11 protein-coding genes are annotated in these 14,431 nt (G+C 62.8%); 1 reads left to right on the top strand and 10 read right to left on the bottom strand.

Annotation, left to right across the window (positions count from 1 at the left end):
- Nucleotide 1: 1 nt before the first annotated feature.
- Nucleotides 2-2,374: a type VI secretion system Vgr family protein gene (locus AC07Y9_RS23220; RefSeq protein WP_207240222.1), complete on the bottom strand. Its 2,373-nt coding sequence runs from the start codon at nt 2,372-2,374 to the stop codon at nt 2-4.
- 465 nt (nt 2,375-2,839) lie between these two features.
- On the opposite strand from AC07Y9_RS23220, the gene AC07Y9_RS23215 reads away from it, so the two are divergent.
- The gene (locus AC07Y9_RS23215; protein WP_102681408.1) at nt 2,840-3,103 is read left to right on the top strand and encodes a hypothetical protein; all 264 of its coding nucleotides are present in this window, start codon (nt 2,840-2,842) and stop codon (nt 3,101-3,103) included.
- Nucleotides 3,104-3,262: 159 nt separating this feature from the next.
- Here the strand turns inward: AC07Y9_RS23215 and AC07Y9_RS23210 are convergent, their stop codons facing one another.
- From AC07Y9_RS23210 to AC07Y9_RS23170, 9 genes are all read right to left on the bottom strand, one after another.
- Complete coding sequence (locus AC07Y9_RS23210; RefSeq protein WP_102681409.1) at nt 3,263-3,958, bottom strand: outer membrane protein; 696 nt, start codon at nt 3,956-3,958, stop codon at nt 3,263-3,265.
- 60 nt (nt 3,959-4,018) lie between these two features.
- Nucleotides 4,019-4,792 carry an OmpA family protein gene (locus AC07Y9_RS23205; protein ID WP_102681410.1) on the bottom strand — a complete coding sequence of 258 codons (774 nt, stop codon included), beginning with the start codon at nt 4,790-4,792 and terminating at the stop codon, nt 4,019-4,021.
- A gap of 14 nt (nt 4,793-4,806) precedes the next feature.
- Nucleotides 4,807-5,220, bottom strand: a complete 414-nt coding sequence (locus AC07Y9_RS23200) for a DUF4398 domain-containing protein (protein WP_101338637.1) — start codon at nt 5,218-5,220, stop codon at nt 4,807-4,809.
- 275 nt (nt 5,221-5,495) lie between these two features.
- Nucleotides 5,496-6,251, bottom strand: coding sequence for a carbonic anhydrase (locus tag AC07Y9_RS23195; protein ID WP_102681411.1), 756 nt, complete (start codon nt 6,249-6,251; stop codon nt 5,496-5,498).
- A gap of 89 nt (nt 6,252-6,340) precedes the next feature.
- A complete protein-coding gene (locus tag AC07Y9_RS23190; RefSeq protein WP_102681412.1) occupies nt 6,341-6,784 on the bottom strand; it encodes a hypothetical protein in 444 nt (147 codons plus the stop codon).
- Nucleotides 6,781-7,986 carry an EAL domain-containing response regulator gene (locus AC07Y9_RS23185; RefSeq protein ID WP_102681413.1) on the bottom strand — a complete coding sequence of 402 codons (1,206 nt, stop codon included), beginning with the start codon at nt 7,984-7,986 and terminating at the stop codon, nt 6,781-6,783. The genes AC07Y9_RS23190 and AC07Y9_RS23185 overlap by 4 nt, the downstream gene beginning before the upstream one ends.
- A gap of 188 nt (nt 7,987-8,174) precedes the next feature.
- A complete protein-coding gene (locus AC07Y9_RS23180) occupies nt 8,175-11,033 on the bottom strand; it encodes an autotransporter outer membrane beta-barrel domain-containing protein (protein ID WP_102681414.1) in 2,859 nt (952 codons plus the stop codon).
- A 186-nt stretch (nt 11,034-11,219) separates the two neighbouring features.
- Complete coding sequence (locus AC07Y9_RS23175; protein WP_102681415.1) at nt 11,220-11,792, bottom strand: DUF1120 domain-containing protein; 573 nt, start codon at nt 11,790-11,792, stop codon at nt 11,220-11,222.
- Nucleotides 11,793-11,824: 32 nt separating this feature from the next.
- Complete coding sequence (locus AC07Y9_RS23170; protein WP_102681416.1) at nt 11,825-14,401, bottom strand: fimbrial biogenesis usher protein; 2,577 nt, start codon at nt 14,399-14,401, stop codon at nt 11,825-11,827.
- Between the last annotated feature and the right edge of the window lie 30 nt (nt 14,402-14,431).

The following is a 14,431-nucleotide window of genomic DNA, read 5'->3' as shown; positions in this document are numbered from 1 at the left end:
CTCAATGGCTCTTCGGCTTGCTGGCCGGATTCAAGGTCAGGGCGCGGTAATCATCTGTTGAACCCAAGGGTTCGAGCTGATCGGCCTGGGCGTGATAGTCGCGATAACCTTGGCGGGCCAGTTGCTGATGCTGTGAATCGGCTTGGCTGCTGTCTTCTTTGGGCTCAATCTCGAAGCGATGACCATTCACCAGCTCCACCGCATAGGCTTGCGTGCCAGGGACGTGCTCGAACTTGATCACACCGTCGGCCCCGGTCAGGCCTTCCTGAATAGCCGCGCCATCGGCAAACAGGGTATACGGCTCATCCTCGTACCCTGGAAGTCCCGGTAACGGGCTCACTAGCGCGCTCAGTTTGGCAATGACCTCTGGGGCCGGTTGCGAAACACCGCGCTTGAGTAGCTCACCGGCTCTGTCTGCATCCACGGGCAGCGGAATGATGGGCAATAGCGCGGCATTTTCAGTGCCGATGCCGGGTGCCCCGCCTGAGTTGATCTTCACCACCGGCCCCACCACCGTGACACCGCCGGCATCGAGTTTGATAAAGCTGCCACCGGCCTTGATCGTCAGTTCGCTGCCGGCTTCGATCACCATCTTGGCCCCGGCCTTGAGGTGGATTTCCTGACCCGCCTGGATCAGTTGGGCAGTGTCGATTTTGATGTGTTGGCTCTGGCCGATAATCAGATGATCGTCGGCTTTGACTTCGACCTTGCGGTCGGCGTGGGTGATCCGATGTTCTTCGGCCTTGAGTTCGGTGTAGGTGTTCTTTTCCACGGTGTCGTGGCGTTCGTGGCCGATGCGGATTTTCTGGTCGTGCTCGATGTTTTCGTCCCAGTCGCGCTGGGCGTGGATAAAGATCTGCTCGGCGCCCTTTTTGTCTTCGATGCGCAGTTCGTTGTAGCCGGCGCCGCCCGGCGAGCTCATGGACTTGAACACGCTGCGGGTCTTGTTCGCCGGCAAGGCGTAAGGCACCGGATGTTCCTTGTGGTACAGGCAGTCAGTGATCAGCGGCTGGTCGGGGTCGCCTTCGAGGAAGGTCACCAACACCTCCATACCCACGCGAGGAATGGCAATACCGCCGTAGTGAGCACCAGCCCAGCCGGAAGAGACACGCAGCCAACAGCTGGTCTTGTCATCGCTCTGCCCCTCACGGTCCCAATGGAATTGCACCTTGACCCGTCCGTACGGGTCGCAGTGGATTTCTTCGCCCTGGGGGCCGGTGACTTTCGCCGTTTGGCTGCCCAGCACGCGGGGCTTCGGATGCTTTAGCGGGGGACGGTAGAAAACGTCCCACGGCGTGGCGAGAAAGCGGTTGCGGTAGCCCTGGTGGAAGTCGTCCTTGTTGTCACGAGAGGCATCGGTGGTGTCGCAGGTCACCGACTCTTCCAGCACCTGCGGCTGCTTGCCTTCATGAACGATGTGGGTCAACAGCCAGAGGTCGTTCCACTCGCTGCGCGGGTGCTCGGACAGTTCCAGGAAGTGGCCGCTGACCAGCCGCGTCTGATCGCCCCAGCCTTCGGCCTGCTGGTAGTCGGCGCGGTGGCGTTCGAGGGCGCGCTGGCTGAGGAACTTGCCGCGCGCGCGGTCGGTGAAACGGCCCGGGTAGTCGTAGTCCTCCAGGTCCGGCTCTTCGCTTTCAGCCTCGGGTTTATAGGCCGCCTCCAGTTGCAGGCGTGGCTTCTCGAAGTCGTAATCGCGTCGAGTAGTACGGCGGGTGCGGGTTTCCAGGCGCAGGTTGAAACCCTTGATCACCGGCTCGTCGGCGACCATGCCGCTGCCCTGGATATAGGCGGTGGGCTGGCCGAGCTTGGGGAACACCGTCTGGTCGTCGCCGAACACCAGCAGATGGCCCTGCGGGCTGTGCTGGAAGTGGTAATGCAGACCTTCCTCTTCGCACAGGCGCTGGATGAAGTGCAGGTCGGTCTCGTCGTACTGCACGCAGTAGTCGCGCTCCGGGCACGGCGTACCGAGCTGGAACCGGTAGGCGTTGCCCTGGATGCCGTGCTCTTCGAGGATCAGCGCGATGATCTTCGGCGCCGACAGCTGCTGATAGATGCGCTGGTTGGTGCGGTGTTCGAGGTAGGCCAGCTGCGGCACCAGCGACACCTGGTAGCGGGTCAGGCGCTTGCCGGCATCGCCCTGGGCCACGCGGTAGATCTGGCCGTGGATGCCACTGTTCTGCGGGTCGAAGGCCAGGAACGCCTGCTTGTGCAACAGGGTCTCCAGATCCAGGTCGGGGTTCTCGCTGACCAGCTCCAGATCGAAACGGAACGGCTGGCTGATGCCTTCGATCCCCTTGAAAGACAGCACCTGCAAGTCACCCTGGAAGTCGTCGACCGTCAGGCTGAAGTGGGTTTCATTGGAGGGGGCGAACATCCTTTGTTCCTTTGGACTGCAACATGGCGAGAATTCTTATGCGCGGACTATGTAAGTCGACGCGTTTTTGGCCGAGCCAAGCTAACAAGTCGCCAACGGCCTGGATGTAAGAGGCGTCCTAAAACCCTGGAAAAGAATTGGAAGAAGAGGTCAGTTTTTTCAGCGAATGACTGGTCCCCCATCTAGCGTCTGAACGAATGAAAGGAACTTTCTCATTCCAAAACCGCAGCGAAATCGTGAATCGGCCTGCCTCGCGGCCCTGTTACGTTCAGTCATTGAGTCGGGGCTTGCGCTCATGAAGGTGCGTCATTACTCTGCGCCGGTCGCTGCCAAATCAGCGACCGGATGTAGGAGCCCGAGTATCACACCGTGCACGAGCGCCCAGCTTTTTCTGGGTGTTTTTTGCTGCCACCCAGCTTGTAGGAGGCTCTGGAGGTAGCCCTCTTATCGCATGGAGCTACATCAATGAACGGATATATCCCGCTTCACAGCACTGCCACCGAGCATCCTGTCCTGCTGATCGATTCCAACGCCTCGCTGGTGGACTTGCTGGCCTGCGCCGACCGGCGCGTTCGCGCCATTCACAAACTGATGAACAGCCTGTCTTGCATGACCGCGCGTACAGCGGATGAAAGTGATTTGTTCCAGATCGCCGATATCGCCTCGCTGCTGCTGAGCGATGGCGTGGCCTTGCTGGATGTGGCGCAGGGCAAGGCGATGCAAAGCTAACGCCAGCGCTGCGCGATCACGCGCATTCCCCCTGAACCTTTCGGTTCGGGGGGAGCCCGGAGGCTGGGCGTTATGGTTGACGTTCATCGCCAGCACGCCGCTCCGGCAGATGGGGCACGCTCCCGCAGGAGCGCGCTTGCGATGGCGGTCTTTACCGGCCTAGAAAGCCCAGCGCATACCCAGCACGACTTCGCTGGAAACCAGGTTGGCCTTCATCTTCTCGTCCTGCAGGCCGCGGGCATTCGGGAAGTTGTTCCAGCCACTTTCGGTGTCGCCCATGTCGACGTAGCGATAGCCGAGGTCCAGGGCCAGGCGATCGGTCACGTCGTAGGCAACGCCCGCGCCGAGGGACCAGGCCAGGTTGGTCTGGGTCGCCGAGCCGTACTGGCGCGACTCGTTACCCTGCCAGCCCTTGGACTCGAGTTGGGCCAGGCCCAGCCCGGCGGAACCGTAGAGCGACAGCTTCTCGGTTACACGGAAGTCCCGATAGGCGTTGAGCATCACGCGCCTGGACTCGATATGGTGCTCGTTGAGGCTGGTGGGGAAGGTGGTCGAGCCGCTGGTGAATTTGTCCTTTTGCGGCAGGGACAATTCGCCCTCCACGCGCCAGCCATTGCCGAACCGGTAACCGACCCCGATCGAGCCGGTCATGTCCTTCTGGCTGTCGTCGCCGGAAACGAATGCCCCGATGCCGGGACGCGCACTGGCATCCATGTTGCGGGCCTTGCGCTCGGCGCTGATCACCCGGGCGACTCCGTAGTAGCCCTCCTCTTCGGCCGGAGCGGCCGAAGCCAACGAGGTGTAAGCCGCAGGAGCGAGCAGCAGCACAGCGGAGATTTTTGTAAGCGTCTTCATTGTCAGGTTTTATCTCTAACGTTTAAGGGAAAGCGATACCGCCTTGATCCAGCAGCGCAGTTACCCGCGGCTATCGACCGCCGCGGCACCGTTGGAAATGATCACCTCGACCCGACGGTTCAACTGGCGGGACTGTGCCGAGGCGTCGTCGGCCACCGGATATTCCTTGCCGTAGCCCTGGGTCTTGATGCGAGTCATGTCCACGCCCAGGCGTTCCAGGGCGAAGGCCACGCTTTCGGCGCGGCGTTCGGAGAGCGTCTGGTTGAAGGCATCGCTGCCCACGCTGTCGGTGAAGCCTTCGATGCGCACCTTGCGCTCGGGGTTGTTGAGCAGGAAGTCGGCCAGTTGCTGGACGTTGCGCTGGTTGCCGGGCTTGAGGCTGGCCTTGCCGGTATCGAACAGCACGTCGCCGAAGGTGACCACTTCACCGCGTGGCGTCTGCTTGGCTTTCATCGCCTGCAGGGCCTTGAGCTGTTGGGTACGCACATCCAGTTGCACCTGGGTGCGCTGCACGTCGATGGTGCTCAAGCCGGCCTCGGCCTTGCGCCCGAGGATGGTCTGCTCGGCCAGGGCAATCTTTTGCTTGGCCAGGTAGGCAAGCTGATCGATCTCGGGAGAGCGGCGATCCTGTACCGACGTCAGGTCCGCCTTGCCCAGGGCGATAAAGGCGTCCTGGGTTTCCAGGGCGGCCAGGGTGCTCGACTCAGGCTTGCTCTGCAGGTCCGAGTACAGCTTGCGTGCCTCGACCAGTTGCGGGTTTTCCGGGGTGGCGGCGCAGCCGGTCAGGACCAGCGCGAACACGCACATCGAAGGGAAAATCAATGAAGTTCGCATGGAAAATTCCTCAGTTAAAAGGTCGGCGAGTCTGGATTCAACCCGGCATCAGGCGCCTGCAGCATTTCCTGCTTGAGGACCTGGATACCGGTCTGGGCATCCTTCAGTTCTTTCTGCAGTTTCGCGGTGCGCGCCATGCGCTCGGCCAGTGCCGAATCCGCGGCGATCTGCTCGGCCAGGCCCTTGGCCTTGCCGAAGTCTTTTTCGCCGAGCGCGCGGTCCATCAACATGGTCTTGTCCTGCGCGGTCTTCATCTGTACCGGCGCGTACTGGGTCGCTCCGGCGGATACCGCACGGCTCAGGGCATTGCGTGCCAGGGACACCTGTTCATCAGGCGCGGGGACGCTGGCGCAGGCGCTGATCAAGACCGTGCCGGTGAGCAGGGAGGCCCAGAAAATGGCTCGCCGACTTGAATGCTTAGTACTCATAAAGTTCTCCAGATGTTCTCTGCCAACTAATGCTTGCAGCCCTCTTCACCCAAGTGAGAGGCAATGGAAATCCACAAGCGCATTGCCCATTGGCAATGCACAACTGCTACTCATGATTTATTGGGCCGGTGGAGCGATGTCGCTCATCGGCACGCTCAGCGAATCAGCGTCTGACCCATCGGCCAGCGCTGGAGAGCTGTACCTCATCTTGCGTGACCACCCAGGCCAACAACCGAGGCAACGGCCTGAGTTCCTGTATGAAATTTCCCAAGGACTCAGTCCTCGTCCACCTCGCGCTCATTGAGCGGCTGCGCCGGGCGGTGGTTGTCGGGAAACAACTGGCGGATTTTCCGGATCTGGGCTTTCGACAGCTCGATGGGTTGTTCGAACAGAACCCACTGCACCCCTTCCGTGCAGGGCGGCGTGGTCAGTGAGCCCTTGTAGAAGACATGATGGCTGGCAGCGGGCACCAGGGAACCGAGGTCCGGTGCGTCCTTGGCACTCAGGGTCACGGCCTGGCCTTCACGCTCGGGAAGGCGCTTCCACAACGCGGCAAGCTCGCGGTTGTTTTGCCCTTCCTTGACCATGAGCCCGATGACCAGCAAATGGCCGTCCGGGGCCTGGTTGACCAAGTGCATTTCCATTGGATACGACACATGCTCGATCTGGTGCTCGCTGGGGGTATGAAAGTGGAACTGGACCAGGCGGTACTCACGGCCCTTGAACGTGACGGTATCCCCATCACCGACGTTGGCCTGAATGCTGTGGCCATTGTTGACCACGTCGAGCGACGTCGCGCCGTAGCTGATTTTCAAGTCCGAGGCGCTGCCTCTAAGGGGGTGAACTTTTTTCAACTCGACATCGATGGGCGACTGCTGTGCGCCCTGGGCGCACAGCTCGCTGCCCAACATGCCCCAGTGCGTGGGGCCATGGGCGCCGTGGTAAGTCCAGTCAGCCCCGGCCGCGTGCTGGCTGGCCAGGGAAAAACACAATGGAACGAACAGCTGAAAAGGACGAATAAACACGTTCATGAAGCCTCGTTTGATAAACCGATAAATTCGACTGGCGCGAATCCATTTGCGCATCCCCCACTGGCCATGCACAACGGCTTGTTGCCGGTTCATCGGGCCTGCTGGGCGGGCCCGCGCAACCATGACAACGCGGTGAGGCTGGCCCACTGGGCCGGTGGATCGATGATGCTCATCAGCAGGCTCAGCGAGCCGGCGTCCGGGGGGTCGGCCAGGCAGGCACGCACCGGCTGGTCCGGGCTGTGCAGCATCAACTCCAGCGATGGCTCCGGGCTGTCGTAGAACAGCGCATGGCGGATGTGCGGACGGGCGCGACAGAACTGCCGCATGTCGATGCCATGTGGCACGCCCAGGGCCTTGTTGACGATCAGCAGGTCGAACGATTGGGTGGCGCTGCTGGTCAGCAACACCAGCTCATCGAAGGTGCGGATGGGCGCGATGCGGTAGTAGTCGAGGCGGTTGAGCAGCTTCTCGATGTGCAGCAACTGCTCGTGACGCTCATCGGCGATCAGGATCCGCAGTTTCTTGTCGGTCATGCGCGCAGGCTCCGCTGTTGCCCGCCTTCGAGCCAGCGCAGCAGATCGCCGCCACTCATGGGCCTGGCGTACCAATACCCCTGCCCCTGGCTACACCCCATATTCAACAGGTGCTGGCGTTGCTCGTCGGTCTCGATGCCCTCCACCACCACCGCCATGCCCAGGGCTTCGCCCAGCGCCAGGGTGCTGCTGACCACCGCATGGCAGCGCGGCTCCTGGGTCAGCGCCTGGACAAACCCGGCATCCAGCTTGATTTCGTTGAAGGGCAGCTGCAGCAGGCGCTGGAGTGAGGAAAAGCCGGTGCCAAAATCATCGATGGACAATCGGCAACCCATCATCCGCAAGCGATACAGGCACTCCAGGCTGGTTTCCGGCGCTTGCAGCAGGCCGCTCTCGGTCAGCTCCAAGGTCAGGCTCGAACCCCGCGCGCCGTACTCACTGAGCAAGCCGCGGATCTGTGAAGCGAGGGTGCCGCTGGACAATTGCCCGGCGTGCAGATTGAAGGCGAAATTCAGGTCATGCCCCAGCGTGCGCAATTGCTGTTGCAGCGCGAGCCCCTGGTGCAACTGCTGGTTCAGCAGCTCGTCGAGCAGGCCGTAACGCTCCAGGACCGGCAGGAAACAAGCCGGAGACAGTACCTTGCCCGAGGCATGCCGCCAGCGGGCCAGCACTTCGACGCCGGTGATCTCCCCCGTTTCCAGGATGAATTTCGGCTGGAAGAACCCGCAGAGTTCGTGAGTCGCCAGGGCCTCGCGTACCTGCGCCTCATCCGGAAAGATCTCCGGCGGTTCGGGCGGGGTTGCGATACGCGGCGCACTGCAATGCTTTTTTAGCAGGCGCTCCAGGGTTTCGTAGTGCAGCGGCTTGCCGATATCGCCGAGCAGTTCCAGGTTCAACAGGGAAATGATCTGCCGCACCGTGCGCCGCAAGTCGGCGGACAGCGAGCTGCTGATGATCACCGAGCCCACCTGCCCCGAATGGCCGACCGCCTGCAAGAACTCCAGGCCGTCCATGCCATCCATGCGCAGGTCGCACAGGGCGATGTCCACCGGGCCGACCTCGTTCAGTACCGCCATCGCCTGCACCCCGTCCGCGGCCTGGAACACCTGCGTGCAGCCCATCTGCTGCAACATGCTCACGGCAATGGCGCGCTGGAAGGAATGATCTTCAAGGACGATGACACGCAAAGTAGAAACAGGCATTGGGACCCACCCACGAAAAGAGCTGTAGCTCATGTTGCGTCAGTGCCCCGGGAAACAACCGAGGTAACGTCCTCCGTTGCTGTATGAAATTTCCCAAGCAATGCCAGGCGGATAAACCGCAGCGCCACGCGCTAAAAACCCCAGGCAAAAAAAGCCCAGCCGAGGCTGGGCAAAGGAGGGAACACCTTTTACCAGAGGTAGCGATAACCGAGCGTCACGCCCCATGGCTGCTCAATGTCATTGCCCTTGGCAAACTCGGCATCCAGGGAAAGCTTGCTGCGCTCGCTGACTTGCAGGATCCCGCCAACACCCAGCTCGGCCCGATTACCCGGCAACTCTGACTTGAGCTTGTGGCCGTTGACCCGCACATGGCTGTCGCCGGCATGTTCGGCGACATAGGAGGCCTTGACATAAGGCTGGGCCTGCATGCCATTACCCAGTTCCAGGCTGCGACCGAACAGCGAGCCAACGCGGCTTTGCAACGAATCCATGGCCGCCGAGTCGACCCGCAGGCCGTTGCTCGCGGTGTATTTCGCGCCAGTGGTACGGGTGGCGCTGAGCTCGACCTGCGGCTCGACGAACCAGCCATCCTTGAGCTTGATGTGCTTGCCCACTTCCACATCGACACCGTAGCCGTTGGCGCTGTAGGAGCCCTTGACCGCGTTGCCCAGGTTGGTCGGCAGCTTGAGGTCGTTGTCGAAACGGCTGTACTTGAGCACGCTGTCGACATACACGCCGTTGTCGTTCAGGTAGGTGGCGTAGGCCCCCAGCATCCGGCTGTCGATCTGCCCGCTCGCGCCCTCGCCGAAGTTCAGCTCGGACTTGGCGGTCCCCAGCATGCCGCCGACATACACCTTGCCGCTGGCCAGGCCGATCGCCTTGTCCGCGCCGATCTCGACCCCCGTGTTGTCCTGGCTGAAGGCCCGGCTGGAATGCTCGGCGAGGTTGTAGCGACTGCCGATGGCCCGGGTCCAGACGCCGCCTTCATCCTTGCCCAGGCGCAGCTCGCCCAGGCGCTTGACCAGGGTGTTCATCTGCGCGTTCCACAAGGTGGCGGCCGCGGTCTGCGAGGCGATGGCGGCATTGGCCCCCGCCGACAGATGCGCCGGGGCCGGGTCCAGAGGAATGACCGGGGGCTCGACCGGGTCAACCGGAGGATCAATCGGAGGATCGACCGGCGTCACACCGGCGGTGTTCACCAGATACCAGTCATCCGCCCGCTGCTCCAGGGTGTAGCGGAAAGCGCCGGCGTCCACATGCTCGCCGTACAGGCTGAAGCGCCCCGCGCCGCCGTTGCCATCCACCAGCATCAGCTTGCCGTTGGCCGCCGCCGGTTCGTGGCCGGAGTCTTCCACCACCAGGGTATGGGCGCCTTCGATCGAACCGCCGACCCTGATCAGGTCGCCCTGCTCACTGGCCAGGTCACTGTTCATCATGAAGGTGCCGTTGCCGGTGAGGTCGCCGTCGATGGCCAGCACGCTGTGCGCAGGACCGCTGAAGCGCACCTGCCCTTGATCGAGGTTCAACTGCCCGATCTGCGAACTGCCGGTCATGTCCCAGGCGCTTTGCTTGAGTGTCAGTACATTCAAGCCATGGGCCGTGCCAGTCAGGCTGGAGCCATCCTCCAGCAGCAGTTGCGAATTGTGCGCGTTGGCCTGGATGGCGCCGCTCAGGCTCGACTGGCGGGCCGTGACCAGCACATCTTCGCTGTCGAGCACGCGGCCATCGGCGAGGGTCCGCTGATCCACCGCCAACAGGGTGTCCGCGCTCAGGGTCGAGCCACTCAGGTCGATCCGCGCGCTGCCGCCCTGGACGCTGATGGCCCGGCCGTTGGCTACGTCGAGGCGGGTGTTCTGCACCTCGAAGGTGTTGCCGACGCCGGCGCTGGCCAATGACTGCAAGCCGATGCTGTCGGCGCCAGTGGCCGCGATGTCCAGGTTGTCCAGGCGCAAGGTCCCGCCGTTATTGGCCTGGGCCGCCCGCGCCCCGCTACCGCTGAGGGTGATCGAGGAATCGGCGGCCGCGATGGTCGAGCCGGAATAGGCCGCCAGGCCGATCGCCGTCTGGTCGCTGCTCAGGTCGACGTTCTCGAGCGTGATCTGCGAACGGTCGGAGGCAAAGGCCCCGACGCTGTTGGCCCCGACCTGCAGCGACAGATTGCGCGCCTCGATGGCCGAAACGTTGCCGGCATACAGGGCATACGCCTGGCTCCCCTGGGTGTGCACGCGACCACCGTCGAGGCTGGCCTTGCCGCCCAGTTGGGTGAAGACGCCAATGGCGTTGTCGCCCTGGGTCTCGATGCTCAGGTTGCGCGCCAGCAACTGGCTGTCGGCATGCGGCACCCAGACGCCATAGGCATTCGCACCGCTGGTAACAATCCTGCTGTCCTCCAGGGTCGCCGTGGCATTGCCGTTGACGTTGACCCCGATGGCGTTGTCGCCGCCGGTGCGGATGTCGCTGTCGGTGAGGGTGGCCAGCGCGCGCTGGCGGGTATCGGTACCCAGCAGGTACAGGCCATGGGCATTGTCGCCAGCGGTCTGGAAACGGCTGCCGCTGGCACTGAGCTGGCTGGCGCCCGACAGGTCGGCCGCCGAGGAGAACCGCCCCAGGGTCTGCAGGTTCACATCGGTCACCTGCACCTGGGCGCCCTGCCCCAGGTTCAAGACAAAGGAGTTGTCGCCCGCCGTGCTCACCCCGGTACGGTTCAACACCCCCGTCTGGTTCGCACCGGCGAAGCTGAAACCATGGCTGGCATCGCCCAGGGTCGACACCGTCGAATCGTTGGCCAGCACCGAGCTGTTGGCCCCCGACAACACCACCCCGTGGCTGAACTGGCCGTTGGCGCTAATGACGCTGTCGCGGATGCTGATCGGGAAATCATTCCCGCCATCGCGCACCCCGGGGAAGTTGTTCCCGGTCACATCGATGGTCACCCCATCCAGTACCAGGCCCGGCAAGATAACGGCATGAGCCTGCCCCAGCGTCATGACTTCAAGGGCCATCCCCCCGACAACACTGACCAGACAGCACTTCGACTTGGAAGACATAAAACAGTCCTTATTTTATTCGGCACGCAGCAACCCCCATCGCAATCCTCAAATTGCAAAGTTGGCTAAAGCGTTTGCCCTTGTTGAGAAACCACGATCAGCCTTTGGGGCTGCCCCTTACGCTTGAAACCACCGCGCCCGCTCCTGGCCTTCACTCGCCCTGGAACAGCGCGGCTCGTACCGTTCTCAGTAAGCCCTTACCTCGAACGACAAATTGGCCTCCAGGGTCTTGGCCTCGCGGGTACGCAGCTCCGCGACCGGCACCACCGGCTGGATTTCCACTTGCAGCGACAGCACCGAACCCGTCGCCGGCAAGCCACCGCTGACCGGGATGATCATGTCTCCCGGCACCACGGTGATCGATGGGCTGTAGGCGCCCGCCGCCGCGCCAGGCGCCTTGACCTGCGCCAGGTCGACACTGCGTCCGTCAAGCAAGGCATTGCTCAAGGCCACGCGGGTCTGCCCCTGCTTGGCGAACTTGAAGTCCGCGCCGAGCTGCTCGCCCCGCAGCACCAGCAGCAACTTCGAAGGTTGCGGGCAGCTGGCGTTGAGGCTGATGACCCGATTCCCCAGGGAATGCAGGTTGCCGGCATTCAGGGCGGCGTTGGTACTGGGCGGCATGACCTGTCCGAAGTCCATCTGTGACTGGCTCAGGTTGATCCGGCAGTCATCGGCCAAGGCTTGCTCGCTCGCCAGGGTCGCGCCGATCAACAGCGTTCCGAGCGCGAGCGCCCTCAGGCTTAACAGGGAAGTTTTCATACTCGTTCCTCGCCCCGGCATGGGGTCGGCAATCAGCTGGCCGTGCAAGTGGCCTTGGCTGTTTCGAAATACACATCCAGATCCGGCTCTTGCGGGAGGCTGAAATGGATCGCGCAGGAGGTGCTCTCCGTGGTGTGAATGTTCAGGGCTTCGCTCAGTTGCCCGTTGGTCAGGAACACCTTGCCGTCATCCACCACCGTGGTGACGAAGTTGCCCTTGGCATCGAATACCGCCAGGCCCTTGCTCATCGGCTGGCCGGCGGCGTCGGTCACCCGCAGCAAGGCGCGACGCGACTTGACCACCGGGAAGTCGAGTTTCTGTACCGAGCCGCGGCCGGCCGACACCGACTTGAAACCGTTCTGGATATCCACGTTGCGCGGCAGGCTCTTGGTCTCGATTTCCACCCGGGTGTTCTGGTAGGCATTGAGCTGCGGGATCACCGCATTGCCCCAGGGGTCGGTCCAGACCGGGCCGCTCGGGGTGGTCAGCTTGACGCCGCCGACATCGCCGACCTTGGCCACGCCGAAGGTGTCGCTCAGTGCATAGGGCGACAGGGTCACGCCGTTTTCATGCACGGCCACACCACCCCGCAACTGGCCGCTGTAGCTGGTGCTGTCGGCGCCATTGCGCGCATAACCGAGGTTGACCTGGGCATAACGCGGCATCAGGTTGAGGTTGCCGGAGAAGTCCTGTTCCTTGCGCTCGGTGTCACGCTCGGCGCTCAGGCGATAGGTGGCGAAATCATTGCTGTTGTCATCGTAGGTGGTGCCAAAACGGGTGCTGCCGTCGCGCTTGTTGGCGTAGGCCCGCACATTGCGCTTGCCGCCCAGGGGCACGCTGACCGTGAGGTACATGGCGTTGCCGTTGTCGCTGGAAGAGCGACCTCCACGGAAAAACTCATCCTGGTCACGATTGCCGCCCAGGGAGCGCTCGACGTTCAGGCTGACCGTCGCATGCTTGAAGGTTTTCACCCAGGAAGCATTCAGATGGCGGGTGGTACGGCCGTCAAAGGTGGTCCCGGTCGAGTAACTGGTAGCCAAGGCCCCCAGCACATCGTCGTTCCAGCCCAGGGAAACACCGTACTGCTGTTGGCTCAGGCCATCGGTATAGCCAGGGGTCTGTTCGCGGGTGGTGTCGAGCAGGTCGCGATAACCCTCGGTCTGGCGGGTGGCGTTGACCCCGGCGCTGAGCCTCTCGGTCAGGCTGGTGTTGAGCGAGATGCTCGCCTGGGTGCCGCTCTTGCCCTCCTCGCCAGCATTGGAGAAGGTGTTTTGCACGCTCATCACCGTGCTGGGGGTCAGGCTCGAATCCAGGGTCCAGGCCGCCGCGCGATAGTCGTTGTCGCTGAGCATCAGCCCGGTCGACACTTTATTACTGGGGTTCAACAGCCAGCCGCCGGTGCCGGTCACTACAATTGGCGACTGCATGTCCGGGGTATCGAAGGTCCGGACCTTACCGGCGGCCACCGAATAACCTGGTGCGGTCAGCGCAACCTGGGACAGGGAGGCTGCTGGAATGGTAAAGCTGCGCTGCGAGCCATCCGCTTCGATGACCCGTACATCCAGGTCCGTGCGCCCGTTCAACAATTGCACGTTGGGCAGGCTGAACGGCCCGGCAGGCACCAGGCTGGTGTGAATCAGCGCACCGGCCTGGCGCACTTCCACCCGCGCCGAACTCTGGGCAATACCCTCGACAGTGGCGCCGCCGAGCCCGCGACCTTGCAGCGCCGCCTCCGGGACCACCTGTACGCCGGTGATCGCCGCGCCCTGGAACACCGAGTTGCTAATATTGATCTGCCCCGCCTGCAGGGTCGACTTCAGCGGCACGAAGGTTTTCTGCGCATAGGTGTAGAGCGACTGGAAGTTGCTCACCTCGTTCTGCATCGAGTACGCCTGACGGCTGCGCACAATCCAGTCACCGGCGTTGAAACCCAACTCGGTATTGGCTGCGTAATAGCTGTTGCGCCCACCGGAAAACTGGTTGTTCTGCCCCAGTACTTCATAGTTGAATAGCCCGGCGCTGCCGCCGCCCTGATAGATGCCCAGGTCTTCACCGATCGGGCGCAGGGCGTCGCTGCTGACCAGCAGGGCTACCTCTTCGCGGTTCGGCCGCAGTTCTACTTCGGTCTGTGGGTAGGCCGCTGCAAAGTCGTAGCAGTTGCTGTCCGCCGGGGGTTGCCCCTGGCTCAGCCGGTACTCGTCCGCGGGCACCCGCAGGTTGGCCTGATCCATAAGCGCCCGGTCGAAACACAACGCGCCCTCGGCATCGAACCGCGCGTCGACGCTGCCGCGCGGGCTGCCGTTGACCTGCAGGCCCACCCGGCGACGGCCTTCGGTAAAGCGCGGTGCCTGGCTGAAAAACTCCGCCACCTTCGGATCGAGGCCAAGGCTTTTCAACATACCCTGGTCGAACGACGCCGAGGCCGCTGCGTCCGTGGGTGCCGTGCCGCCGGGCGAGGCAGGCGCTGCGGCCTTGGCCACCTGCGCGCCGCAGGCGATCAGGCCGGCGATCATCAGCAACAAGGGCTTGACCCGGAAGGCCGGCATCGGCGCAGGGAATTTCCGCGCACTCCCTCGGCGGGAGTGCGCCATCGTCGGTTGCAAAGTCATGGGCTGTACCACTTGGAAGGTCGGAACGGG

The sequence above is a fragment of the Pseudomonas sp. GW456-L12 genome (assembly GCF_059424045.1).
Note: the sequence above shows the minus strand (reverse complement) of the source record. Positions and strands in the feature narration are given on the sequence as shown.